We start from the raw sequence: 24,448 nt of genomic DNA on the forward strand, positions 1-24,448 counted from the left end.
CCGCCCTTCACATCGCTCGAACGAGGGGACGTGCGCTCAGCGCAGTTCGTCCTCTTCCTCGTTCTCCTCCGGCTCGGTGCGGCGCATCGAGGTGAGCTTGGCGAACACCGCGGCAGCATCGAGCTCGCCGTCCTCGCGCGCGCCGGAGCGGTAGTTCTGGGTCTGCGCGGCCGATAGCAGGCGCTCCTCCTCGGCCACCTCCTCCGGACGCGGCATGCCGCGCGAGGCCTTCTCGACCTCGAGGTCGAGATCGATCTGCGAGCAGAGGCCGAGCGTCACCGGGTCCATCGGCTGCAGGTTGGCCGAGTTCCAGTGGGTGCGCTCGCGGATCTGCTCGATCGTGTGCTTGGTGGTGCCGACGAGCCGCGAGATCGCCGGGTCCTTCAGCTCGGGATGGTTGCGCACCAGCCAGAGGATGGCGTTCGGGCGATCCTGGCGCTTGGAAACCGGCGTGTAGCGCGGCCCCTTGCGCTTGGCTTCCGGCACGCGCACCTTCGGCGGCGCGAGCTTCAGGCGGTACTTCTCGTCCTTCTCCGCCCTGACGATCTCGTCGCGCGTGAGCTGGCCCGTGATGATCGGATCCATGCCCTTGATGCCCTGCGCCGCTTCGCCGTCCGCGATCGCCTTCACCTCCAGGGGGTGCAGGGTGCAGAACTCGGCGATCTGGTCGAAGGACAGGGACGTGTTGTCGACGAGCCAGACGGCCGTGGCCTTGGGCATCAGAAGCTGCTGAGCCATGGATATAGGTCTCCTGTAGGCCGGCCCCGGTCAGGCAGGCTGTGGTCACGCCACGAATTCCGGAAATCGACGCTGACTATAGGCATGCGCCGCGCGCTTCGCAAGGAACGATGCGCGGCGCCGGGGCCAGCGGTCGTTGTCCGCCCTACTCGGGCGACGCGACGAGGACGATCTTGCCGATATGGTCGACGTCCATGTGGGCATGCGCTTCCGACGCCTTCTCCAGCGGATAGGTCGTGTCGACCAGCGGCTTCACGCGCCCCTCCGACAGGAGCGGCCAGACCTTCGCCTCGAGCTCGGCGGCGAGCGCCGCCTTGAACGCCTTGTCGCGCGCGCGCAGCGTCGAGCCGGTCAAGGTCAGGCGCTTGCGCATGATGGCGAAGAGATCGACCTCGCCCTTGCGCCCGTTCAGATGGGCGATCTGGACGATGCGGCCGTCGACCGCCGCCACCTCGATGTTGCGGGGCAGGTAGTCGCCGCCGATCATGTCGAGCGTGAGGTCGATGCCGCGCCCGTCCTGCCAGTCCTTCAAGGCGGTCGCGAAATCCTCCTGCCGATAGTTTACCGCGCGGTCGGCCCCGAGGCGACGCGCGGCCTCGGCCTTATCGTCGCTGCCGACCGTCGTCGCGACGTGGGCGCCGAAGGCGTGGGCGAGCTGGATCGCCACCGTGCCGATGCCCGACGTGCCGCCGTGGACGAGGAACGTCTCGCCGGCCTTCAGCGCGCCGCGCTGGAAGACGTTGTGCCAGACCGTGAGGAAGGTCTCGGGGATCGCCGCCGCCTCGACGAAGCCGATGCCGCCCGGAATCGGCAGCACGGCCCCCTCGTCCGCCAGGGCGAACTCGGCGTAGCCGCCGCCGGACAGGAGCGCCATCACCCGGTCGCCCTCGCGCCAGCGCGACACGCCCGGCCCGACCGCCGCCACCGTGCCGGCGACCTCGAGGCCCGGCCAGTCCGGCGCGCCGGGCGGCGGCGGGTAGGCGCCCATCCGCTGGAGAACGTCCGGCCGATTGACCCCGGCCGCTCGAACCGCAATCAGCACCTCGCCCGCGCCGGGTTGCGGCACCGGGGCACGGCGGGGTTTCAGAACCTCGGGACCGCCGTGGCCGCCGAGGGCAACGATCGTCATGTCGGTTTGGGTCGTCATCGGGCGTGTCTCCTTCAACGGGCACGACACTTAACGCGGCGTTGGCAAATGTCTGTCCCCGGTTAACCCCTCGTTCACCATTCCGGCGCATAGTCGGGGCAGTCCAGATTGCTTTGGATGGCGACCTTGCCGGTTGTCGAATCTCCCTGTTGAACTTCAAGAGCCGCCCCGTGCGGCTCTCTTTTTGTCCGCATCGTGGACTTTCCACATGCTTTCCGGCCGTTAACTATCCTGAGGCAGCGCGGCTTGCGGAAGGGAGCCGGGCAGTGGATTCTAGCGGTAACAGGGCAGCGACGCGCGTTCGGACGAAGCGTCGCCTGCAACGATTCGCTTCCAGATCGGTTTTCCCGCGCATGACACATTCAGTTCTCGATCACAGCGATTCAGCCCGGACGATCAAGCTGGCGGAGCGGCTTGCGTTCTCCTCCAACTTTCAGCCGATCTTCGACGAGGGCATGACGCTGGTCGACGAGACCGCGGCCTATCTCGACGGCGACGGACGGCGCGACGCGCGCACGATCTCGCGCGGTGCCTCGACGCTCTATGCCGCCGAATCCATGCGCCTGACGACACGGCTGATGCAGGTGGCATCGTGGCTTCTCCTGCAGCGCGCCGCCAACCAGGGCGACATGTCGCGTGCGCAGGTCGAGGCCGAGAAGGTCAAGGTGCGGCTCGACGGGATCGGCGGCGGCGCCGACTCGCCCTTCTACGACGAACTGCCCGAAGCGTTCCGCGACCTCGTCGAACGCGCGGTGATGCTGGAGCGCCGCGTCGCGATCCTCGACCGCGAGATCTACGGCGAGCCGCAGCCCGAGGCCTCGAGCAACCCCGTGGGCGAGCAGATGCACCTCCTGCGGACGGCCTTCGCCGTCTGAGCCCCTTTCCCCGCGAGATACGCGAGGGCGCGTCGGATCACGGTCCGGCGCGCCCTTTTCGTTTGCGCTGCGGGCAACAAAAAACCCGGCCGGAGCCGGGTCTTTCGAGAACTCGCAGACAGGTCGGCAATCAGATGCCGAGGCCCTCGTAGCGCTTCTTGAAGCGCGACACGCGGCCGCCGCGGTCCAGCATCTGCTGGTTGCCGCCGGTCCAGGCCGGGTGGCTCATCGGGTCGATGTCGAGGTTGAGCTTGTCGCCCTCGGCGCCCCAGGTCGAGCGGGTCTGGTACTCGGTGCCGTTGGTCATCACGACCGTGATCGTGTGGTAGTCGGGGTGGATGTTCTGCTTCATCTCTTTGTTCCCAGCTTCACGCGCTCGCACCCACTGAGGTCCCAAGTGATTGCCGCCGGCGGGGTGCCGGGTGGACATTTCGACCAAGGACCGGAATGAGGAGCGCGATCGCTTTCAAATTCAAGGGCGAGCCTATACATCAGGGCCCGATAGCGCACAAGGGCCGCGCAGGCGGTCGCAAGGGACAGCCGATTTGCGAAACGGAACCGCCGAGAAAGCCGGCAGCGGGGCGTCCCGCCGCACGCTGAAGCCGCTGGCGCGCCTGTGGCCCTACATGATGGAGCACAAGGGCCATGTGGCCGCGGCGCTCTTCTTCCTGGCGCTCGCCTCGGTCACCACCCTGTCCCTGCCATTGGCCGTGCGCCGCGTGGTGGACCACGGCTTCGCCTCCGCCGACGCCGGCTTCGTGAATACCTATTTCGGCATGCTGGGCGTTCTGGCGCTCGTCCTCGCGCTGGCGAGCGCCGGGCGCTACTACTTCGTCATCACGATCGGCGAGCGGGTGGTCGCGGCGCTCCGCAAGGACGTGTTCGCCCATGTCCTGACGCTGTCGCCGGCCTTCTACGACAAGAACCTGTCGGGCGAGATCGTCTCGCGCCTCACCGCCGACACGACGCAGATCAAGTCCGCGGTCGGTGCCACCGCCTCGCTCGCGCTGCGCAACTCGATCCTCTTCATCGGCGCCGCCGCCATGATGGTGGTGACGAGCCCCGGCCTGTCGGCCATCGTGCTCGGCGCCATTCCGCTCATCGTCCTGCCGCTCGTCGCCTTCGGCCGTCAGGTGCGCGCCCGCTCGCGCGCCGCGCAGGACGTTCTTGCCGGCGCCAGCGCCTATGCCGGCGAAGCGATCGGCTCCGTGCGCGCCGTGCAGGCCTTTACCGCCGAGGGCGAGGCGTGCGGCCGGTTCGATGCGGCCGTCGACGACGCCTTCGAGGCGGCCCGCCGCTCGGTCTCGGCGCGCGCCGCGCTGACGGCCTTTGCGATCTTCCTCGTCACCGCCTCGATCGTCGCCGTGCTCTGGGTGGGCGCGCAACAGGTGATCGGCGGCACGATGACGCCGGGCACGCTCGGGCAGTTCCTGCTCTACGCCGTCTTTGCCGCGTCCAGCCTCGGCCAGCTGTCGGAGGTCTGGGGCGAGTTGACGGCGGCGGCGGGCGCTACCGAGCGCCTGTCGGAGCTCCTGGAGGACCGGCCGGAGATCGCCGATCCCACCGCGCCCCTCCCCCTCCCCGCGCGCGCGCTCGGCGCCGTACGCTTCGAGGACGTCGCCTTCCACTATCCGACAAGTCCAGGCCGCGAGACGCTGCGCGGCCTGTCGTTCGACGTGCGGCCCGGCGAGACCGTGGCGCTGGTGGGCGCCTCGGGTGCCGGCAAGTCGACGATCTTCTCCCTGCTCGAACGCTTCTACGATCCGACCGCCGGCCGCATCACGGTCGACGGGATCGACATCCGCCATGTCGGGCTCGAAGCGCTCCGCCGCCGCATGGCGCTGGTGCCGCAGGACGTGACGGTGTTTGCGGGAACGCTGGCCTCCAACATCGCCTTCGGCCGGCCGGAGGCGAGCCGCGCCGAGATCGAGGCGGCGGCCGACGCCGCTCTCGTGACGCCCTTCGTGCGCCACCTGCCGGACGGCTTCGACACGGCGGTCGGCGAGCGCGGCATCACCCTGTCGGGCGGCCAGCGCCAGCGCGTGGCGATCGCCCGCGCGATCCTGCGCGACGCGCCGATCCTCCTCCTCGACGAGGCGACCTCCGCGCTCGATGCCGAAAGCGAGGGCCTCGTCCAGAAGGCGCTGGACCGGCTGATGCAGGGCCGCACGACCCTCGTCATCGCCCATCGCCTCGCGACCATCCTCAAGGCCGACCGCATCCTCGTGGTGGATGCCGGGCGGATCGTCGAGGAGGGAACGCATGCCAGCCTGATCCAGGTGGGCGGCGCCTATGCCCGCCTCGCGCGCCTCCAGTTCGGCGCGGCGGAAGCCGCGCTGCGCGGGGCCGCCGAATAAGGTCCCGTCCGAGAAAAATAGGTCAGTATTATTGACATATTTTCTCGCCGGGTGTGAAGCAGGGTCAGGAGGACAGACATGACCCTGACCGATCTCTTCGCCACCCGCTCCAGCCGCATGAAGGCGTCCGAAATCCGGGAGCTCCTGAAGCTCCTCGACCAGCCGGACATTATCTCCTTCGCCGGCGGCATTCCGGACCCGTCGCTGTTCCCTCACGAGGCCTTTCGCCGGGCCTATGCCGACGTGCTCGGCGGCGCCGGGGCCAACGCGGCGCTGCAGTATCAGGTGAGCGAGGGCTACCTGCCGCTGCGCCGCTGGCTGGCCGCCCACATGACCGATCTCGGCGTGCCGTGCGACGAGGGCAACATCTTCATCACCTCCGGCTCGCAGCAGGGTCTCGACTATCTCGGCAAGCTGATGCTGTCGCCCGCCGACACGGCGCTGGTGACCTGGCCGACCTATCTCGGCGCGCTCCAAGCGTTCAACGCCTACGAGCCGACCTATGCGCGCCTCCAGCCGAACGGCGGCAACACGACGCCGGCCGAGTACGCAGAGGCTGCCGCCGCGGCGGGCGGTCGCGTCAAGTTCGCCTATCTCGTACCCGACTTCGCCAACCCGACCGGCGAGACGCTGACCCTTGGGCAGCGCGAGGGGGTGCTCGACCTCGCCGCCGAGCTCGATTGCGCCGTGATCGAGGACGCCGCCTATCAGGCATTGCGCTACGACGGCGAGCCGGTGCCGCCGATCATCGCGCTCGACTGCGCCCGCTCCGGCCATCTCGACGCCGCGCGCACCATCTATTGCGGCTCCTTCTCCAAGATCCTCGCGCCGGGCCTGCGGATGGGCTGGATCTGCGCGCCGCGCCGCATCGTGGAAAAGCTCGTCCTGATGAAGCAGGCGGCCGACCTCCACAGCCCCTCGATCAACCAGATGGCGATCCTGCACGTCGCCGAGACGAGCTACGCCGCGCAGGTCGAGACCGTCCGCCGCGTCTACGGCGAGCGGCGGAACGCGATCCTCGCCGCGCTCGAGGCGGCGATGCCCGCCGGCGTCGAGTGGAGCCGGCCGGAGGGCGGCATGTTCATCTGGGTGACGCTGCCGGACGGCATCGACACGACGGCGCTTCTGGCGCGCGCAGTGGCGGAGGAGCGCGTCGCCTTCGTGCCGGGCAGCGCCTTCTTCGCCGACGGCTCCGGCCGCAACACGCTCCGCCTGTCATTCACGCTGGCGGACGAGCGCGCGGTGACGGAAGGCATTCCCCGCCTCGGCCGCCTGATCCGCGACGAGCTGGCGCGTCGCTGAGGCCGCGCCAGGCCCCGACGACGCCCTGGTCACACCGTTTCAGCCCGGCATCTCGCCGGGCCGGAACACGCGAAGGCGGAACGGACCGGGCAGCGAGGCGACGGCGGTGTAGCCGAAGTCCATCTCGGTCGGCGCCTGGAGGACGGCAAGCCCCTTTTCCTGCCAGCCGGCATGGTGGCGGTCGACCGCCTCGCGCGTGTCGACGCTGATCGACAGCTCGCTGTTCTCGCCGCGCGGCTGCGGTGCGGGCTCCACGCCGTCGACACGCCAGAAACCGAGGCGCATCCCGTCCAGCACGAAGAGGACGAAGGTCGGCGACCGCTCGACGGGCGCAAGGCCGAAGAGGGCTTCGATCGCCTGGGCCAAGTCGGCGGGATTTTCGACATAGAAGAGGAGGTAGGGGGTCATGACGGGCTCCGTTCGGTTTGAACGTCCCCTGCCTAGACCGTCCTCCTGTCAGCCCATGTCAGCAGCACAGCGCTCGGCGTCGCGCATCAGGCGCCAGTCGGCCAAGAGCACGCGGTGGCGCCGGCCCATGCGACGCCCAGCCGACACGGCGTCGGCGATCCGGTCGAGGCGGAAATGGCGAAAATCGCCGCGCATCTCGCACCACGCGGCGAGCACCTCCGCCTGGTCAAAGAAGCCAACGATGATCGGCCAGACGACGCGCTGCGATGCGGCACCTGCCTTGTTGGTATAGCGGATCGCCAGCGCGTCCTCTGCCCGGATCGCCTCGCGGATCGTGCCGAGGCAGGCAAACTCCTCGGCCGCCGCACCGCCTGCGAAGAGTTGCACCGCTTCGGCCGAACGGGTCGCAGGCAGGACCGCCTCGATCTTGGCGAGCGCACCGGCCGCGCCCGGCCCGAGCGTCTCGGGAAGACGCCGCGTGACGAGGCGCAGGCCGAGCACCAGCGCGTCGATCTCGTCCTCGTCGAATATCAGGGGCGGCAGCGTGAGGCCGGGACGCAGGACGTAGCCGAGGCCCGCCGCGCCCTCCACGGGCACGCCCTGTCCCTGGAGCACGGCGATGTCGCGGTAGAGCGTCCTGAGACTGATGCCGAGTTCGGCGGCGAGCGTCTCGCCCGCCACCGCGCGCCGGTGACGACGCAGGAGCTCCACGAGATCGAGGAGCCTTGCGGCGCGCGTCATCGCTCGGTGAGCTTGAGCTCGATGCGCCGGTTGCGGGCACGCGCCTCCGGCGTGTCGCCTGCGACCAGCGGCTGGAACTCGCCGAAGCCGGTGGCGGCGAGGCGGTTCGCCGGAACGCCGGCGCCGACGAGGAAGCGGACCACGGCGGCCGCGCGGGCGGTGGAAAGCTGCCAGTTGTCGGCGAACCGCCCGCCGGTGATCGGCACGTTGTCGGTATGGCCGTCGACGCGGATGATCCAATTGATGTCGGAGGGAATCTCGCGGTTGAGCTGGATGATCGCCTCGGCGAGCTTTTCCATCTCGTCGCGCCCCGCCGGCTGAAGCACGTCGGCGCCCGACGAGAACAGGACCTCCGACTGGAACACGAAGCGGTCGCCGACGATGCGGATGTTGTCGCGGTCGGCCAGAATCTCGCGCAGGCGGCCGAAGAAGTCCGAGCGGTAGCGCGCGAGTTCCTGCACGCGCTGGGCGAGCGCGACGTTGAGGCGGCGGCCGAGATCGGCGATCTGCGTCTGAGATTCGCGGTCGCGGCTCTCGGAGGCGCCGAGCGCGTCCTCGAGCGCGGCGATCTGCTGGCGGAGCGCCGATAGTTGCTGGTTGAGAAGGTCGATCTGGGTGCGGGCCTGCGCCGACACCTGCCGCTCGGAATCGACCTGCGCCTGCAGCGTGCCGATCTGCGAGCCGGCGTCGCCAGCACCGGGGCCCGAGCGCGTCCCGTCGAGCGCCGCCTGAAGCCGCGTGCGCTCGGTCTCGGCGCCGGCGAGCGAGGCTTGCAGCGCCGAGATCTGGTCCTGGAAATCGGTCGAGTTGGAGCGCTCCAGCGCGAGCAACTGGTTGAGTTCGGCGATCTGCGAGTTCAGGCGGTCGAGCACCGTGTCGCGACCCGAGAGGTCGCGGCTGAGCAGGAACTGCGCGATCACGAAGACCGACAGAAGGAACATGATGGCCAGAAGGAGCGTCGACAGGGCGTCCACGAAGCCCGGCCAGTAGTCGACCTCGCGCCGCAGCCGGCGTCCGCGCCCGAGCGCCATCGCGTCAGTTCCGCTCGATCTCGGTCAGCGACCGGTTCAGCCGCTCCAGAACGCGCCGCATCTCGCGCTGCTCGCCGGCCTGCGCCTCGACGAAATCGCGCAGCGTCTGCTGCTCGCCGCGCATGTGCTGGACGAGGCCCTGGATGCTTTCGGCAAGGTTCGCCATCGCCGCCGAGGTGCGCGGGCTGGTGGAGTGCTCCAGAACCAGCCGGTTGATCCGGTCCGACAGGAGGCGGAATTCCTCGCCGCTGGAGCCGACGGCCGCCCCGTCGGGCGCGGCGACGGTCGCCGGCACGGCTTGGCCCGCCTCGACCGCGACGGTCGAGAGCCAGTCCTCGAGCTCGGTGTAGAAGCGGTTCTGCGCGCGCCCGACCTGAAGGTCGAGGAAGCCGAGCACCAGCGAGCCGGACAGGCCGAAGAGCGAGGACGAGAAGGCCGTGCCCATGCCCGACAGCGGGGCGGAGAGGCCGTTCTTGACCGAATCGAGCACGGTGGCCGCATCGCCCGCCGCCGGATCGAGCGACTGGATCGTCGCCGAGATCGAGCCGATCGTGGTGAGAAGGCCCCAGAACGTGCCGAGAAGGCCGAGGAAGACGAGGAGGCCGACGAGATAGCGCGACACGTCACGCTGCTCGTCGAGGCGCCCGCCGACGGAATCGAGGATGGCGCGCACCGATGGGGCGGGAAGCGTGCGCGGCATCGCGCCGTGGCCGATCATCGCCTCCATCGGCGCGAGCAGTACCGGCGAGCGCGCGCGGCGCTCGCGGTCGTTGTCGCGAAGCGCGTTCAGCCAGCGCACCTCGCGCGCCAGCCGCGCGATCTGCAGGACCGCCATCAGGATGCCAACGGCGAGGACGCCGAGGATCAGGCCGTTGAGGCCGGGATTGGTCGAGAAGGCCTGGATGACCTGCCGGCCGAGGATCATCGCCACGAATCCGGCGAGGGCCAGGAAGACGAGCATTGCCCACAAGAAGACCAGCGGACTGGAGAACCGTTCCGGCCCTCCAAGCGGAAGGGGGCGGCCGTCGGGAGGAGAACTCGAAACCTGCATCGATACGGCACCCGCTTGGCGAAGTCGCTGGCTGGCCGCGAAGCTAGCTGAGCGGGCGCGCGCTGCAAACCGGTTTTTCGGCAAAAGCGCGCGGCTCACAAGGCTTTGGCGGCACGGAACCGGGCCGCCGAACGATGCCTGCCGTCGTTACGACGCCGCTTCGGTCGCGTCAGCGTCCTCGGCCTTCGGCTTCGGCGTGCCGCGCATGGCGGTCGCCGCCTTCTTCAGCTCGCCCACCAGCGCCCGGTGGATGATCTCATTGCCGCAGGCGATGTCGCCCTCCACGAACTCGAACTTCGAGCCGTCGGAATGGGTGACGAAGCCGCCGGCCTCGCGTACCAGCATCGAGCCGGCCGCGACGTCCCACGGCCGGAGCGAGTGCTCCCAGAAGCCGTCGATGCGGCCCGCCGCGACATAGGCAAGGTTCAGCGACGCCGAGCCGAAGGCGCGGATGCCGGCCGCCTCGCCCATCATCTTGCGGGCCTCGAAGAGGTAGCGCGCGTGGTCGGCATGGCCGAGATGGGGAATGCCGGTCGCCACGACGCACTCGGCAAGTTTGGTGCGCGCGGCGACGCGGATGCGCCGGTCGTTAAGGAAGGCGCCGCCGCCCTTTTCGGCCGAGTAGAGCTCGTCCGTCGCGGGGTTGAAGATCACGCCGGCGACGATCTGGCCGTCGCGCTCCAGACCGATCGAGATCGCGAAATGCGGGATGCCGTGCAGGAAGTTGGTGGTGCCGTCGAGCGGATCGACGATCCAGCGGTGCTGGGGATCGCGGCCTTCGATCGCGCCGCGCTCCTCCATCAGGAAGCCCCAGTCGGGCCGCGCGCGCGACAGTTCCTGGAAGACGATCTCCTCGGCCTTGCGGTCGGCGTGCGACACGAAGTCGGCCGGCCCCTTCATCGAGACCTGGAGGTTCTGCACCTCGCCGAAATCGCGCGTGAGCGAGCGCCCCGCCTTCATGGCGGCCTGCGTCATCACGTTCATCAGCGCCGAACGGGCCATGGCTTCAACTTTCCTGACAACAATCGAAAGAACGGGCAGAGGCCGCCGGGGCGGACACCGCACTCCCGCAGCCGGATACGGCGCAGGACGAAATGGGGAACGGGGGCCTTGGAACCACAAAACGCCGGTCGGTTCAAGTCCGGCGCGTCAGCTCGTGCGGAAGCGGTTGGCGGCTTCGAGCGCCCCCTTCTGGTCGGCATCGGGCAGCGTGCGGAACCAGCCGTCGAGCGTGGCGTCGGAATTGGAGGCGCGCCGGGCGAGCACCGTCCACATCGCCGCCTGGGCCCGGTCGCGCGGGGTGCCGACGCCGTCCTTGTAGAGATGGGCCATGCGGTTGACGGCGATCGGATTGCCGCGCTCGGCCGCGCCCTTCAGCCAGCGGAAGCCTTCCACCGGGTCCGGCGCCCCGCCCCGGCCGTTGATCAGCCAGATGCCGAGTTCGATCTGCGCGGTGTCGCTGCCGCCCTTGGCGGCTTCGGCCAGCCAGCGGCGCGCCTCTGCGTCGTCGGCCTTCTCGACACCCTTGCCGTAGGCATAGAGCTGGGAGAGCGCGTATTGCGCATCGGGCAGGCCGGATTCGGCCGCCTTCCGGAAATAACTCGCCGCATCGCCGAAGCCGCCGGTCGGCGCGGCGCGGATTAGCATCTGGCCATAGTTGTAGGCCGCGAGCGGATTGCCGGCATCCGCCGCCGCCTTCATCAGATCGCGTGCCGTGGCGTCGTCGTGCGCGACGGCGCGCCCCTCGATCAGAAGCATCGCGTAGCGGAACTGGGCCTCCGGCACGCCGGCCTTGGCCGCGACGCCGTACCAGCGCGCCGCCTCGGTCTCGTCGCGCGGCACGCCGAGCCCGCGCCCGTAGATCTCGCCGAGCAGCGTCTGCGCGGCCGGATCGCCAAGATTGGCCAGCGGCTCGGCGATCCGGAGCGCCGAGAGATAGTAGCCGCGCTGGAAGGCGCCGTAAGCTTGGGCGCTCGCCGAGGTGCCGTCGGCGGCGGTGGGATCGTCGGTGGCCTTCGCGACCGGCGTCGGCAGGAGGTTGGACGACAGCGGGCCGGCGGGCGAGGCCGCAGCCCCGCTGGCCGTCGCCCCGCCGGCAGGGGCCGACGGCGGCGCGACCGGGGCGGCCGGCGGCGGCGCTTCCTGCGCGAAGGCCGGCGCGCCGATGAGCAGCGTGGCGAGGAGCGCGGCGCGCTTCATGCAGCCGCCTCCTCCATCGCCCGGTCGATCATCCGGTTGGCCGCCTCGACCTGCGCGGCCGCCGCGCCGAGATCGGCGAAGACGGCGCTCGACAGGGCGATGAACTCGGCGCGCGTCTCGATCGCGCTGGCGAGCGTCGCCAGATCCGCCCCGCCCTGCACGATGCAGGGGATCTCGACGATCGAGGCCCACCATTCGGCAAGCTCGAGATTGCGCCGCAGCGGCTCGGCCGCACTGTCGGCGCCGAGCTTGCCGAAGAACATGTAGTCCGGCATGCACTCGCCGGCCTCCAGCGCATCGTGGCGCGTGGTGAAACCGGAACCGCCGACGATGAGGCGCGGCGAGAGGCGGCCGACCGCCTCGCGCAGGGCGGGAACGCTGCCCGAGGCGTCGTGGAAGCCGTCGGCGCGCACGCGGCCGGCGCAGCGCGTATCCTCAGCGACGATCGCGGCCGCCCCCGCTTCCTGAATCAGCGGCACCAGTCGTTCGGCGAAATCCTGGAACGGGCCGGGCTGGCGGCCGGCCGGATCGATCAGCACCGAGGCGACGTCGCCCGCGCCGATCGCGGCCTTCAGTGCGGCCTCGCCGGCATCGCCGTCCGGCAAGAGGGTCGTCGCCAGGACCAGTCGGGGGCGGATACGGTCGTCTTCGGTCATGAGAAACATCTGCGCAGCGGGCGCCGGTGGCGCCGGGTCGGGGGCCGGATCGGCCGGCGGGCTGCTGTAGATACCGATTGCGGCGAGACTACAAGGGTCGCGCCCGGATCGGAAAGGACGCGGCCCCTCGTGAGGCCGCGCCCAAGAATGCTGATTTGGCGGTCAGTGGGTCGATTGACGCAAACGCTCGATCTCGTCCTTCAGCTGCAGCTTGCGCCGCTTCAGGTCCTGTATTTCCGCATCGCTCATGGCAGGCTTGGTGTGGGCCGTGGCGATTTCCTCGTTCAGGGCCGAGTGGCGCTGCTCCAAGGTCGCGAGATGGGCATCCAAGGACATTCTTGAGCTCCTTTTGGGTCTCTAGTCTCCCTCCATCGACGCCCGGACGACCGAAGCGCCGTGGACGACATGAAGGTGTCATATAAGTTTTGGCCTGTCGAATGCGGATCAAGACCCGGGTTTTTAAATTGCCTCCATCCTGATAACGAAGAGGCGGGGTCGGAGCGTCCGGGATCAGGGTTTGCGCGGGTTTGGCGCGGGGCCGAGGACGCGGGGTCGATTTTTTGTGATGCCGCGGCCCGTCGACCGGGTGCCGGGGCACGACGGGTATCGCGTTCGAGGGGACCTTGGTGGCGGATCAGGAACAGGCCGAACTCAGGCTGCAGCTCGCCAGGCTGCGCCAGGAACACGCGGATTTCGACGCCGCGATCGAGGCGATGGAGACGACCGGCTGCGACCGGCTGCAGATCCAGCGCATGAAGAAGAAGAAGCTCCTGATCAAGGACCGCCTCCAAGATCTCGAGGATCAGGTCCTGCCGGACATCATCGCATGATGATGCCGCCCGTCGCCGTCATCATGGGCAGCCAGTCGGACTGGGCCACCATGAAGCACGCGGTCGAGACGCTGGACGCGCTCGGCATCGCGCACGAGGCGCTGATCGTCTCGGCCCATCGCACCCCCGACCGCCTCGTCGCCTTCGCCAAGGGCGCGCGCGACAAGGGCTTCAAGGTGGTGATCGCCGGCGCCGGAGGCGCCGCCCACCTGCCGGGCATGACGGCCTCGATGACACCGCTGCCGGTCTTCGGCGTGCCGGTGGAAAGCCGGGCGCTGTCCGGCCAGGACAGCCTCCTGTCGATCGTGCAGATGCCGGCCGGCATCCCGGTCGGCACGCTCGCCATCGGGCGTGCGGGCGCGGTCAACGCCGCGCTTCTCGCCGCCAGCGTGCTCGCCCTCACCGACGCCGGGCTCGCCGGGCGTCTCGACGCGTGGCGCGCGCGCCAGAGCGAAGCCGTCGCCGAGCATCCCGTCGACGACGCGGCGCCCGCGCATTGATCCTTCCCCTATCGAGGCGGACCGCATGACAGCCCCCCTCCCCTTCGGCTCCACGATCGGCATCATCGGCGGCGGCCAGCTCGGCCGCATGCTGGCGTCGAGCGCCGCGCGCCTCGGCTTCCGCACGCTGGTGCTCGATCCCGACGCGGACTGCCCGGCGGCGCAGGTCGCAAACGAGCTGATCCGCGGCGCCTACGACGACGCGGCCGCGCTTCGCCAGCTGGCCGACCGCAGCGATGTCGTGACCTACGAGTTCGAGAACGTGCCGGTCGGCCCGTTGCGTGCGCTTCAGGCCGCCAAGCCCATCCATCCGCCGATCGAGGCGCTGGAGGTCGCGCAGGACCGGGTGGTCGAGAAGGCCTTCCTGAACGGCATCGGCATCGCGACGGCGCCCTGGCGCGCGGTGGACGACCCGCAGGAGCTCGACCACGCGCTCCTCGACCTTCGCGGCGACTGCATCCTGAAGACGCGCCGCCTCGGCTACGACGGCAAGGGGCAGGCGACGATCGCGGACGGCGGCCCGCACGACGACGTCTTCGAGAGCCTCGGCTCGGTGCCGGCGATCCTCGAGAAGAAGGTGCCGTTCGAGCGCGAGATCTCGGTGATCTCGGCGCGCGGGCAGGACGGCTCCTTCGTCGCCTTCGATCCGGCCGAGAACGTCCACCGGATGGGCATCCTCAGCCGCTCGACGGTGCCGGCAAAGGTACCGCAGGAGATCGCCGAACGGGCGGTCGAGACCGCCCGCGCCATCATGGACAGGCTCGGCTATGTCGGCGTCATCGGGGTCGAGTTCTTCGTGGGCACGGACGGCACGCTCCTCGTCAACGAGATCGCGCCGCGCGTCCACAATTCGGGCCACTGGACCGAGGCGGCCTGCACGATCTCGCAGTTCGAGCAGCACATCCGCGCGGTCGCGGGCCATACGCTGGGGCCCGCCAACCGCCATTCCGACTGCGTGATGGAGAACCTCATCGGCCACGACGTCGAGCGGGCCGAGGCGCTGCTCACCGAACCGGACACGCTCGTCACGCTCTACGGCAAGCGCGAAGCAAGGCCCGGCCGCAAGATGGGCCACGTCACCCGGCTGAGCCCGCGAAAGGCCATCTGAAAGGGCGGGCGGGGCGCCGTCACATGGTTGACATTGCACCCCGCCTGCCGTTATTGCCACCCTCAGGTCGACGCGCCCCCACGGCGCGTTTTTCATTATGCGGCGGAATGGGACTAGGCCCGATCGTCGCCTCGCAATCGACGGTCGAAGTCATGAAGATCAAGAACTCGCTGAAGTCCCTCAAGGGCCGCCACCGCGCCAACCGCCTGGTTCGCCGCAAGGGCCGCATCTACATCATCAACAAGCTAGCCCCGCGCTACAAGGCGCGTCAGGGCTGACGCCTGGGAGCCGCTCCAGCGGCTCCTCGGAAATTGTTTGGAAGGCGCGCCGGGACGACGTAAGTTCGTCCCATGCGCGCCTTTTCCCGTTTCAAGACCACCCTTCTCGCCGCCGCCCTCGTCTCCGCCACGGTGACTGCGCCCTCGATGGCGCAGGATGCGACGGCGCCCGGCGCACTGCCCGCCCCCGAGACGCCGGCCGCGGCAGCAAACAGCTCTCCTGCGGCGCCGCCCGTCGCCGAGACGCGCGAGGCTCGTCTCGGCGGGCTGTTCGAACGACTGAAGCGCGAGCCCGACGCCGAGAAGGCGACCGGGATCGCCAACGAGATCCAGTCCGTCTGGCTGGAAAGCGGCAGCGCGACGGTGGATCTCCTGATGCTGCGCGCCACGCAGGCCATCGCCCGCAAGGATGCGGCGGCGGCGCTGGACTTCACCGACCAGGCGATCGTCCTCGATCCCGACTACGCGGAAGCCTACAACCGGCGCGCCACGCTGCACTACACGCAGAATCGCTACGCGCTTTCGATGGCCGACGTCGAGGCGGTGCTGAAGCGCGAGCCGCGCCATTTCGGCGCGCTGACGGGGCTTGGCGCCATGCTGGAAGAGCTGGGCCGCGACCGGGAGGCGCTGGACGCCTACAGCCGCGCGCTCGCCATCTATCCGACCCTGAAGGCCGCGCAGGACGCGGCGGGGCGGCTGGCCGAAGAACTCTCCGGCCAGCCCGCCTGATCCGTCAGATGGCCGACAGGCCGTCCGAGCCGATATAGGCGATGCGGATCATGTTGGTGGCGCCGGGCGTGCGCAGCGGCACGCCGGCCGTCACGATCACCCGCTCGCCGACCCGCGCGTAGCCCTGCTGGACCGCGAGGCGGCAGGCGCGGTTGACCATGTCCTCCATGTCGGAGGCGTCGTCCGTCACCACGCAATGGAGGCCCCAGACGAGGCTGAGGCGGCGCGCGGTCGCCTCGATCGGCGACAGCGCGAGGATCGGGATCTGCGGGCGCTCGCGCGCCGTGCGGATGCCCGTCGTGCCGGTCGAGGTGTAGGTGACGATCGTCGCGACCTGCAGCGTCTCGGCGATCTGGCGCGCGGCCAGCGACACGGCATCGGCGCCGGTCGCCTCGGCGGCGGGGCGCTGCGCGAAGATGATGCCGGGATAGAGCGGATCCTTCTCCACCTCGACCGCGATGCGGTCCATGGTCTGCACCGCCTCGACGGGATAGGCACCCGCCGCCGACTCGGCCGACAGCATGATCGCGTCGGCACCCTCGAAGACGGCGATCGATACGTCCGACACCTCGGCGCGCGTCGGCACCGGCGCGGTGATCATCGATTCCAGCATCTGCGTGGCGACCACCACCGGCTTGCCGGCGCGGCGGGCGGCACGGGTGATGCGCTTCTGGATGCCCGGCACCTGCTCCAGCGGCATCTCGACGCCGAGGTCGCCACGCGCCACCATGATCGCGTCGGAGAGCTCGATGATCTCGTCGAGGCGCTCGACGGCCTGGGGCTTCTCGATCTTCGACAAGAGGCCGGCGCGCCCGCGCGACAGCTTGCGTGCTTCGGCGAGGTCCTCCGGGCGCTGGATGAACGACAGGGCGAGCCAGTCGACCTCGGCTTCCAGCACCGCGTCGAGGTCCCGCCGGTCCTTGTCGGTCAGCGCGCCGCTCGTGAGCAGCGTGTCGGGAAGGCTGACGCCCTTCTTGTCCGAGATGCGCGTGCCGGCGACGACCTCGCAGCGGATCGCCGTCCCAGTGGTCGACAGGGCGCGCAGCTGCAGCTTACCGTCGTCGATCAGGAGGCGATGGCCGGGCTGGACGGTCTCGAGGATCTCGGGGTGGGGCAGGTAGACGCGCGTCGCGTCGCCGGGCTCGGGATTGTCGTCGAGCGTGATGATGTCGCCCGGCTTGAGGTCGACCTTGCCGTCGGCAAACTTGCCGACGCGAAGCTTCGGCCCCTGCAGGTCGGCGAGGATGCCGATCGGCCGGTCGACGGCCGCCTCGACCCGGCGGATGCGGGCGACGAGCTCGCGCATCGAATCGTGATCGGTGTGGCTCATGTTGATGCGGAAGACGTCTGCGCCCGCTTCGTGCAGCTTGCGGATCATCGCCTCGTCCGACGAGGCCGGTCCGAGCGTTGCAAGAATCTTCACGCGGCGATTGCGTTTCATGGCTGGTCGGTCCCTTCGCGTGCCGCTTCCGTCAGCTGGACCATCCAGCTGCCTTGCCCGCCGGTGTCGTACTCCCGAAAGCCCATCTTCTGGTACCCTCGGGCGAAGCAGTCCTTGACCCCGACGATTTTGAACTCGTTCTCGGCGATGCACATGTCGATGTCGCCCGCCCACCGACCGACACCCTCGGCGTCCTCGGCGTAGATGTAGTAGTAGCGCGACTGAAGCTCACCCTCGATGACAGAGCGGCAGGTCGTCGCCGGAATGCGCCACCAGCCCTCGCTGACCCACCCTTCCGCCGTTCGCTGGCCGACCGCGACGCCGACCAGCGCCTGCGTGCCGTTGCACACCCGGAAATCGGCATGGGCGGCGGCAGCGAACAGGGGCAGCGACAGGACGGAAAGACCAAGGGTCAGAACGGCGGCGGCGATCGGGGAACGGAGCCCCAGGATCGGGCGAGACGGCATGGGCGACCCTTTGGATAAGGACAGCGGCGGGCCCTTCTCGCATAGTCGGTAAAACTGTCAAAGACGCGGCGGGCCGGATGGCCCATTCTTTTTATTAAATCGATACGATCGCACCCGTGAGCCCGCTTGCGGCGCGCGGCGCCGGGCCCGATATCGATGCCGAACGCCTGATGAAGGGACCTCGCGAATGGACCGCGCACCGACCACCACCGAACTGGAAGCCGCTGCCTTCCGGCGACTTCGCGACCACCTGCGCGAGCGCACCGACGTGCAGAACATCGACCTGATGAATCTCGCGGGCTTCTGCCGGAACTGCCTGTCCAACTGGTATGCGGAAGCCTCCGCCGAGGCCGGTCGGCCAATCGGCAAGGAGGAAGCGCGCGAGATCGTCTACGGCATGCCCTACGACGAGTGGCGCGCACGACACCAGCGTGAGGCGAGCGCCGAGGCGCAGGCCACGTTCGACGCATCCAAGCCGCACGATTGAGGCCGGCGTAACGCTCGGGTAACCATTCGGCGTCATCGAAGAGGGGAAAGCGGTCGCCGGTTCCGGCGCCCTGCCCCAGTCGTCCGTTACGAGGTTCTCCATGTCCAACGCCACCGAGGAAGTCGCCCAGGATCAGCTCCGCTCTTTCGTCGAGCGCATCGAGCGCCTCGAGGAGGAGAAGAAGCAGATTTCCGACGACATCAAGGACGTCTATGCCGAAGCCAAGGGCAATGGCTTCGACGTCAAGGTGCTGCGCAAGGTGATCTCGCTGCGCAAGCAGGACGCCAACGAGCGCGCCGAGATGGACGCGATCCTCGACCTCTACCTTCAGGCGCTGGGAATGATGCCGTCCGGCGAGTAAGCCGCCCCCCCCCCCGAACAGCCTATCGAAACGCAGAACGCCTCCGGCTCGCGCCGGAGGCGTTCTTTATTCGGCTGGCGTCCGAAGCTTCAGCGGCCGCGACGGCGCTTGTGGCCGAGACCCATCTGCTTGGCGAGGCGCGAGCGCGCCGCGGCGTAGCTCGGCGCCACCATCGGATAGTCCGCCGGCAGGTCCCACTTCTCGCGGTATTCCTCGGGCGACAGGTTGTAGTGCGTCATCAGGTGACGCTTCAGCGACTTGAACTTCTTGCCGTCCTCGAGACACACGATGTACTCGTCGGTGACCGACTTCTTCACGGAAACGGCGGGCTTGGGCTTCTCGGCCGGAGGCGGCTCGGGCTGTGCGCCGGTCATGCCGAGGGCGCCATGGACGTCCGCGATCAGGGCGGGCAGGTCGGCAACCGGCATGGAATGATTGCTGACATAGGCCGCGACGACATCCGCCGTCAGCTCCATCAGATCATCATTGTCATCCGGCAGGTTCAACTCGTCCATGTCTTTTCCGATCCGATCGTCAGGCGCGACAGTTGGCAAAGTCCCTTGCGCCCGGCGATTGCGACAAATCGCGAATCGTCTTCCGGACCCAGCGAAGCAACTATGCACCATCGTTGATTCAAACGGTATCTGAGAAACCATCTGATTTTTGTCAAGCTCGGATCGGTGTACGGCAAGTTCAGTGCGCCGACGTCCCGCGACCTCTGCCGCATTCAACTTGAGATGTGGGCATGGGACCCGACACAACCGGCCGCGAAAACTTGGGCCTTCGGGCCTGATGGCGCCTCGACTGCACAAACGCGAACGCCCGCACCGAGGGTGCGGGCGTCGAGCGATCGAAGCGTCCGGTCAGTTGATCTTGCGGACCGGCATGAAGTTGACGGCCTTGCCCTCGAAGCGGCCCGCGGCCGACGGGGAGCCGGTCTTGCGCGAGAAGCCATGCGCGAACACCGTGTCCGGCACGTTGCCGATCAGGCTGTGGGCGACGGGACGCTGGAGGTCGGCCTCCAATGCGCGGCGCTCAGGGTTGGCGATCAGCGCGGCCACCTCGACGCGCTCGGCGATGATACGCGCCGACGGCTGCGCGGCGCGGCGGGCGGCGGCCATCGCCGCCTCGTCGCCGACGACGCGCCCGCCCTTGGCGGACACGGCTGGCCGGGCAGCGGACTTCGACACCGCCGGCGTGGCCAGTGACGCGACGCGGACCGGCTGTGACGAAGCCGGGATCGGCGCTGCGGCGGCAAGGGCGGCGATCGCCGTCGCTTCCACCGGACGATGCGACGGCGTGACGGCAGGACGCGCAGCCGGCTCTGCACCGGCGGCGGCCGCGGTGCTCTCCGCCATGGCGGCGGCGATGATGGATTCGGGCGTCAGTTCGGGCTCGGCGCCGATCATGCGGGGTGTCGGCAGGGCGGCCTGGTCGGCGCGCAGCACCGCCTCGAACGGCGGCCGGGCACGGGGCATCGGCACGGCATAGGCGAGCTGGGCGGGAGCGCCGGGCGCGACTTCGGCCTCGGCTTCCAGCGCGGCGACGAGGGTCGTCGCGGGATCGACGGCATCCGGGCGGACCGGCGCACTGGTGGGCAGCGGCACGCGGGCCGGAACCAGGGCGGCGACCGCGGTCTCAGCCGCGGGGATGCCGGCGGGCGGGGCCGTGCGAGCCGGGCTCGACCCGTCGAACGTGTCGCGCTCGGGCATGGCGACGCCGGCGGGCAGCGCGGCAGGCGGCAGAGCGCGCGCCGGGCGGACCGCAGCGACCTGGACCTCGGGCTCGGGCGCCGTCCGCGCCGGACGCGCGGCCGGGGTGCGGCCGACGGGTGCAGCCGTGGCCTCGGCCTCGTCCTCAGCCTCGTCCGCGCCGCCGCCAAAGATCGCCGCCAGAAGCGAACGGCCGCCGCCGCTACGCGACGAGGACGCTATCTGCACGTCGTTCGCGCCCTTGCGCTTGTTGTAGGAGGCGAGAGCCGTCTCATAGCCGGCCAGCGGCTTTCCGTCGGAAGGCACGTGGATCGTGTTGCCCTTCGGGAAGATGCTGGCGAGCTCGCTGCGGCTCATGCGCGGCCAGTAGCGGCCCTTTCCGGTGTCGAAATGGACGAAGGGCGAGCCGGAGCGCGGATAGTAGCCGACGCCGCCGAGCTGCATGCGAAGGCCGATATCGCGCACCTTCTTCAGCGGCACGTCGGGCAGGAAGAAGTCCACCGCCTTGCCGGACATGTGGAGGCTGGAGCCGGCGACGCCGCTGGAGCGCGACCGCAGCATCTTGTTGGTGCCGGGCGAACGGTAGCCGCCGATGACGTGGATATAGCCGCGCGAGCCGGACTGCTTGTGCGCCTCGTAGAGAAGGTCGAGGAGCTTCGGGTCCATCGTCGTCGGCTTGTTCTCGCGCCAGTCGCGCAGCGCCCAGTTGGCCTTCTTCAGGCCGTCGGGCAGGAACTTGCCGTCACGCTTGTAGACGATCTCGGACTTTTCCTTGAGATGGACGTGATAGAGCTTGAGGGTCCGCGTCTCGGCCTCAGCCGCCGTTGCGGCCAGTAGGCCCATCAGGACGACCGCCGCACGCTTGAAGGCGCGTGGCGATACGCATTCGGTCCATCCGAACATGCGGTATTTCCCCCGGTGCGTCGTCCCGCTGATGGATGTCCCCACCAGATTTCTATGGCCCCCGATCAGGCTGACAAGGCTCATCGGGAAAAAGTGCGGCACGAAAATGACACTTGGTCCATTGTTTCGCCAATACACAGGATTTTGGTTAACGGCGAGTGAAAACCGGGCCGATCTCGCTGCCTGCCTCCGGACCGTCTTCCGACGCATGCCCAAGCGCGAAGGATGCGCCGACGCTGCGGGCGTCCTATATGGCCGGTCGAGCCGGCCTTCCCGAAGGTCTGGCCTTGCGTCGTTCCCCGGAGTGTCCTGCCCATGAGCCCAGCGTCGCCGTCCCCGTCCAGCCCCTCGGCCGTCGAGGGAGCCGCGCTTCCCGAGTGGAACCTGTCCGATCTCTACGCGGGCATCGATGCGCCCGAGATCAAGCGCGACCTTGACGAGGCAAGCCGCCGCGCCGCCGCGTTCCAGGCACGCTGGAAGGGACGCCTCGGTGAAGCGGCCGACCTGACCGGCGAGAACGGCCTCGGGGCGGCGATCGCCGAGTTCGAGGCGCTAGAGGAACTTCTCGGCCGCCTGATCTCCTATGCCGGCCTCGTCTATTCCGGCGACACCGCCTCGCCCGCCAACGCCAAGTTCTATGGCGACATGCAGGCGCGCGTCACCGACATCTCGTCGCTTCTCCTGTTCTTCGCGCTCGAGCTCAACCGCATCGACGAGCCGGCGATGGACGCTGCGATGGAGCGCGACGCGCAGCTGGCGCACTACCGTCCCTGGGTCGTCGATCTGCGCCAGGACAAGCCCTTCCAGCTCGAGGACCGGGTGGAGGAGCTGTTTCTCGAGAAGTCGGTGACCGGCCATGGCGCTTGGAACCGCCTCTTCGACGAGACGATGACGGCGCTGCGCTTCACGGTGGACGGCAAGGAACTGGCGCTGGAAGAGGTGCTGAACCTCCTGCAGGACCCCGACCGCGCCCGGCGCGCCAAGGCCGGCGCCGCGCTGGCCGAGGTGTTCCGCCGCAACCTGAGCACTTTCGCACTGGTCACCAACACGCTTGCCAAGGACAAGGAAATCTCGGACCGCTGGCGCGGCTTCGAGGATGTCGCGGACTCGCGCCACCTCGCCAACCGTGTCGAGCGCGAGGTGGTCGACGCGCTCGCCAAAGCGGTATCGGACGCCTACCCGTCGATCGCCCATCGCTACTACGCCCTCAAGGCGAAGTGGCTCGGCCTCGACGCGCTGGAATTCTTTGACCGCAACGCGCCGCTGCCGGGCGCCGCCAAGCGTGACATCGGCTGGGACGAGGCGCGCGAGACGGTGCTGTCGGCCTATCGCGACTTCGCGCCCGACATGGCCGAGATCGCCGGCCGATTCTTCGAGCGGAACTGGATCGATGCGGCGGTACGCCCCGGCAAGGCGCCGGGCGCCTTCGCGCACCCGACGGTGCCGAGCGTGCATCCGTACGTCCTCGTCAACTATCTCGGCAAGCCGCGGGACGTGATGACGCTCGCGCACGAGCTCGGCCACGGCGTCCATCAGGTGCTGGCGGGCGACCAGGGCGCACTGATGGCCTCGACGCCCCTGACGCTCGCCGAGACGGCCTCGGTCTTCGGCGAGATGCTGACCTTCCGCTCGCTGCTCCAGCGCGCGGCATCACCGGCCGAACGGCGCACCCTGATCGCCTCGAAGGTCGAGGACATGATCAACACGGTGATCCGCCAGATCGCCTTCTACGAATTCGAGCGCGAGATCCACATCGAGCGCCGCAAGGGCGAGCTGACGGCCGAGCGGATCGGCGAGATCTGGATCGCGATCCAGAAGCGGAGCCTCGGTCCCGCGGTCAACCTCGGCGAGGGCTACGAGACCTTCTGGACCTACATCCCCCACTTCATCCACTCGCCCTTCTACGTCTACGCCTACGCCTTCGGCGACTGCCTCGTGAACTCGCTCTACGCGGTCTACCAGAACGCCGAAGAGGGCTTCCAGGACCGGTATTTCGCGATGCTGCGGGCGGGCGGCACCAAGCACCATTCGGAGCTTCTCGCCCCGTTCGGGCTCGATGCGACCGATCCCGCCTTCTGGCGTCAGGGCCTGTCGATGATCTCGGGGCTCATCGACGAACTGGAGGCGATGGACAAGGCGGACTGACAGCTCACCCTTCGAGGCGGTCGCCCCAGTCGGCCCGCCTCGCCTCCCGGAAACGATCCCCATCGCGCTTGGTCACCAGCGCGTCGGCGATCGTGCCGTCGGGGCGGCAGAGCTTGAGGCGCACCTTGCCGCTGCCCGCGCGCGGCGGGGCGAGGACGCGCCCGTAGCTCGGCCCCGCCGGTGCGTCGCGCGACAGGGCGACGTAGGCGAACTTCTCGTCCTCGTAGGGCACCTCGGCCTCCTTGGCGCGCAGGTGAAGGCGCGAGCGCGGCAGGCGCTGGGCGAAATGGCACCAGTCGGGCGCGACGATCGGGCAGGCCTGCGCATGCGGACAGGGCGCCACGACATGTGCCCCCGCCACGATGAGGCGGTCGCGCACCGCTAGGATTCGTGTCCAGCCGGCGGGCGTGCCGGGCTCGACGACGAGGAGGACGCGGTCGGTCTTCGACCAGAGCCTGTCGGCGAGCGGCGCGATCGCGGCCGGCGCGATCTCGTCGAGAACGTAGGAGAGCGTCACGAGATCGGCGTGCGGCATCGCGGCCAGATCCGCCGCAAGGTCGCCCGCACGCCAGTCCGGCGCGAACGCGAAGGCGCCGGCGCCGAGCCGTTGCCCGAGCCGGCGGATCGGCGCGGAGGCTTCGAGGAGCGTCGCGCCACCGAGCGTGGAAAACGCGTCCGCGGCGGCCCAGAGCGCGGTGCCGGGGCCGGCGCCGACATCGAGAAGCGTTGCCGGCGCGAAGTCGGGGCGCCCCTCGACCAGCGAAGCGAGGGCGGCGCGAAGGGCGGCATAGGTCGCCGGCAGGCGCGCCGCCGCATAGGCCTTCGCGAACAGGTCGTCGGACAGGTGCATGCGACCGTCCCGGGTCTCGGCGCGGTATCGCCCGGACAGCACCTCGCCGGCTCGTCGAAGGTCCGCGAGCGGGGTGCCGGCGATCTCCGCCTCGATCGCGGCACGCAAGGGGGTCGGCAGGTCCATGGATCG

Annotated in this window: 27 protein-coding genes; 11 read left to right on the top strand and 16 right to left on the bottom strand. The window is 69.3% G+C overall.

All coding sequences use genetic code 11. From position 1 onward, the window contains the following. Window positions 1–36: 36 nt before the first annotated feature. Together BM175_RS08050 and BM175_RS08055 are read right to left on the bottom strand one after the other, a co-directional pair. Window positions 37–738: a DUF1013 domain-containing protein gene (locus BM175_RS08050; protein WP_090961751.1), complete on the bottom strand. Its 702-nt coding sequence runs from the start codon at window positions 736–738 to the stop codon at window positions 37–39. A 145-nt stretch (window positions 739–883) separates the two neighbouring features. Continuing rightward, entirely contained in the window at window positions 884–1,885 is a 1,002-nt protein-coding gene (locus tag BM175_RS08055) for an NAD(P)H-quinone oxidoreductase (protein WP_244545922.1), read from the bottom strand. 353 nt (window positions 1,886–2,238) lie between these two features. Here BM175_RS08055 and rcdA point away from each other — a divergent pair, with 353 nt between their 5' ends. After that, complete coding sequence (gene rcdA / locus BM175_RS08060) at window positions 2,239–2,760, top strand: protease adaptor protein RcdA (protein WP_090961754.1); 522 nt, start codon at window positions 2,239–2,241, stop codon at window positions 2,758–2,760. A 130-nt stretch (window positions 2,761–2,890) separates the two neighbouring features. Here the strand turns inward: rcdA and rpmE are convergent, their stop codons facing one another. Continuing rightward, window positions 2,891–3,112, bottom strand: coding sequence for a 50S ribosomal protein L31 (gene rpmE / locus BM175_RS08065; RefSeq protein WP_055892581.1), 222 nt, complete (start codon window positions 3,110–3,112; stop codon window positions 2,891–2,893). A 274-nt stretch (window positions 3,113–3,386) separates the two neighbouring features. On the opposite strand from rpmE, the gene BM175_RS08070 reads away from it, so the two are divergent. Both BM175_RS08070 and BM175_RS08075 read left to right on the top strand, forming a co-directional pair. Further along, entirely contained in the window at window positions 3,387–5,117 is a 1,731-nt protein-coding gene (locus tag BM175_RS08070; protein WP_090961910.1) for an ABC transporter transmembrane domain-containing protein, read from the top strand. Window positions 5,118–5,195: 78 nt separating this feature from the next. Next, window positions 5,196–6,419, top strand: a complete 1,224-nt coding sequence (locus tag BM175_RS08075) for an aminotransferase-like domain-containing protein (RefSeq protein ID WP_090961757.1) — start codon at window positions 5,196–5,198, stop codon at window positions 6,417–6,419. A 39-nt stretch (window positions 6,420–6,458) separates the two neighbouring features. Here BM175_RS08075 and BM175_RS08080 read toward each other — a convergent pair whose 3' ends face one another. From BM175_RS08080 to BM175_RS08115, 8 genes are all read right to left on the bottom strand, one after another. Next, the gene (locus BM175_RS08080) at window positions 6,459–6,827 is read right to left on the bottom strand and encodes a VOC family protein (protein WP_090961760.1); all 369 of its coding nucleotides are present in this window, start codon (window positions 6,825–6,827) and stop codon (window positions 6,459–6,461) included. A 48-nt stretch (window positions 6,828–6,875) separates the two neighbouring features. After that, window positions 6,876–7,568: a helix-turn-helix transcriptional regulator gene (locus BM175_RS08085; RefSeq protein WP_090961762.1), complete on the bottom strand. Its 693-nt coding sequence runs from the start codon at window positions 7,566–7,568 to the stop codon at window positions 6,876–6,878. Further along, window positions 7,565–8,599, bottom strand: coding sequence for a peptidoglycan -binding protein (locus BM175_RS08090; RefSeq protein WP_090961765.1), 1,035 nt, complete (start codon window positions 8,597–8,599; stop codon window positions 7,565–7,567). The genes BM175_RS08085 and BM175_RS08090 overlap by 4 nt, the downstream gene beginning before the upstream one ends. Before the next feature lie 4 nt (window positions 8,600–8,603). Beyond that, window positions 8,604–9,560: a flagellar motor protein MotA gene (locus BM175_RS08095; protein WP_090961768.1), complete on the bottom strand. Its 957-nt coding sequence runs from the start codon at window positions 9,558–9,560 to the stop codon at window positions 8,604–8,606. A gap of 237 nt (window positions 9,561–9,797) precedes the next feature. After that, window positions 9,798–10,652, bottom strand: a complete 855-nt coding sequence (locus BM175_RS08100) for an inositol monophosphatase family protein (protein ID WP_090961770.1) — start codon at window positions 10,650–10,652, stop codon at window positions 9,798–9,800. 147 nt (window positions 10,653–10,799) lie between these two features. Next, the gene (locus BM175_RS08105) at window positions 10,800–11,849 is read right to left on the bottom strand and encodes a tetratricopeptide repeat protein (RefSeq protein ID WP_090961772.1); all 1,050 of its coding nucleotides are present in this window, start codon (window positions 11,847–11,849) and stop codon (window positions 10,800–10,802) included. Beyond that, the gene (locus BM175_RS08110) at window positions 11,846–12,505 is read right to left on the bottom strand and encodes a thiamine phosphate synthase (RefSeq protein ID WP_090961913.1); all 660 of its coding nucleotides are present in this window, start codon (window positions 12,503–12,505) and stop codon (window positions 11,846–11,848) included. Before BM175_RS08110 ends, BM175_RS08105 begins: the two co-directional genes overlap by 4 nt. 162 nt (window positions 12,506–12,667) lie before the next feature. Next, window positions 12,668–12,841, bottom strand: a complete 174-nt coding sequence (locus tag BM175_RS08115) for a YdcH family protein (protein ID WP_082505842.1) — start codon at window positions 12,839–12,841, stop codon at window positions 12,668–12,670. A gap of 290 nt (window positions 12,842–13,131) precedes the next feature. Here BM175_RS08115 and BM175_RS08120 point away from each other — a divergent pair, with 290 nt between their 5' ends. From BM175_RS08120 to BM175_RS08140, 5 genes are all read left to right on the top strand, one after another. Then, window positions 13,132–13,335, top strand: a complete 204-nt coding sequence (locus tag BM175_RS08120; protein ID WP_055893011.1) for a YdcH family protein — start codon at window positions 13,132–13,134, stop codon at window positions 13,333–13,335. Next, on the top strand, window positions 13,332–13,835 hold the full coding sequence (purE, locus tag BM175_RS08125) for a 5-(carboxyamino)imidazole ribonucleotide mutase (RefSeq protein ID WP_090961774.1): 504 nt from the start codon (window positions 13,332–13,334) through the stop codon (window positions 13,833–13,835). The genes BM175_RS08120 and purE overlap by 4 nt, the downstream gene beginning before the upstream one ends. A gap of 25 nt (window positions 13,836–13,860) precedes the next feature. Further along, window positions 13,861–14,943: a 5-(carboxyamino)imidazole ribonucleotide synthase gene (locus BM175_RS08130; protein ID WP_090961776.1), complete on the top strand. Its 1,083-nt coding sequence runs from the start codon at window positions 13,861–13,863 to the stop codon at window positions 14,941–14,943. Between the two features lie 152 nt (window positions 14,944–15,095). After that, entirely contained in the window at window positions 15,096–15,221 is a 126-nt protein-coding gene (gene ykgO, locus BM175_RS08135) for a type B 50S ribosomal protein L36 (RefSeq protein WP_019998227.1), read from the top strand. A 72-nt stretch (window positions 15,222–15,293) separates the two neighbouring features. Beyond that, the gene (locus BM175_RS08140) at window positions 15,294–15,950 is read left to right on the top strand and encodes a tetratricopeptide repeat protein (RefSeq protein WP_090961778.1); all 657 of its coding nucleotides are present in this window, start codon (window positions 15,294–15,296) and stop codon (window positions 15,948–15,950) included. A 4-nt stretch (window positions 15,951–15,954) separates the two neighbouring features. Here the strand turns inward: BM175_RS08140 and pyk are convergent, their stop codons facing one another. Together pyk and BM175_RS08150 are read right to left on the bottom strand one after the other, a co-directional pair. Then, a complete protein-coding gene (pyk, locus tag BM175_RS08145) occupies window positions 15,955–17,391 on the bottom strand; it encodes a pyruvate kinase (RefSeq protein ID WP_090961780.1) in 1,437 nt (478 codons plus the stop codon). Beyond that, window positions 17,388–17,858 (bottom strand): DUF1036 domain-containing protein, encoded by a 471-nt coding sequence (locus tag BM175_RS08150; protein ID WP_090961782.1) that lies wholly within the window; start codon window positions 17,856–17,858, stop codon window positions 17,388–17,390. The genes pyk and BM175_RS08150 overlap by 4 nt, the downstream gene beginning before the upstream one ends. A gap of 187 nt (window positions 17,859–18,045) precedes the next feature. On the opposite strand from BM175_RS08150, the gene BM175_RS08155 reads away from it, so the two are divergent. Together BM175_RS08155 and BM175_RS08160 are read left to right on the top strand one after the other, a co-directional pair. Continuing rightward, complete coding sequence (locus BM175_RS08155; RefSeq protein ID WP_090961784.1) at window positions 18,046–18,345, top strand: DUF1244 domain-containing protein; 300 nt, start codon at window positions 18,046–18,048, stop codon at window positions 18,343–18,345. 100 nt (window positions 18,346–18,445) lie between these two features. Beyond that, window positions 18,446–18,706, top strand: coding sequence for a DUF2312 domain-containing protein (locus tag BM175_RS08160; protein WP_055892534.1), 261 nt, complete (start codon window positions 18,446–18,448; stop codon window positions 18,704–18,706). An 89-nt stretch (window positions 18,707–18,795) separates the two neighbouring features. Here BM175_RS08160 and BM175_RS08165 read toward each other — a convergent pair whose 3' ends face one another. Together BM175_RS08165 and BM175_RS08170 are read right to left on the bottom strand one after the other, a co-directional pair. Next, window positions 18,796–19,221 (bottom strand): Ros/MucR family transcriptional regulator, encoded by a 426-nt coding sequence (locus BM175_RS08165; protein WP_090961786.1) that lies wholly within the window; start codon window positions 19,219–19,221, stop codon window positions 18,796–18,798. Window positions 19,222–19,569: 348 nt separating this feature from the next. Continuing rightward, entirely contained in the window at window positions 19,570–21,321 is a 1,752-nt protein-coding gene (locus BM175_RS08170) for a peptidoglycan L,D-endopeptidase MepK (RefSeq protein WP_175526798.1), read from the bottom strand. Window positions 21,322–21,636: 315 nt separating this feature from the next. On the opposite strand from BM175_RS08170, the gene BM175_RS08175 reads away from it, so the two are divergent. Beyond that, window positions 21,637–23,466, top strand: coding sequence for a M3 family oligoendopeptidase (locus BM175_RS08175; RefSeq protein ID WP_090961790.1), 1,830 nt, complete (start codon window positions 21,637–21,639; stop codon window positions 23,464–23,466). Window positions 23,467–23,470: 4 nt separating this feature from the next. On the opposite strand, the gene BM175_RS08180 is transcribed toward BM175_RS08175, so the two are convergent. Beyond that, window positions 23,471–24,442 (bottom strand): small ribosomal subunit Rsm22 family protein, encoded by a 972-nt coding sequence (locus BM175_RS08180; RefSeq protein WP_090961792.1) that lies wholly within the window; start codon window positions 24,440–24,442, stop codon window positions 23,471–23,473. Between the last annotated feature and the right edge of the window lie 6 nt (window positions 24,443–24,448).

This window comes from Aureimonas phyllosphaerae, from assembly GCF_900113065.1.
Lineage (GTDB): Bacteria > Pseudomonadota > Alphaproteobacteria > Rhizobiales > Rhizobiaceae > Aureimonas > Aureimonas phyllosphaerae.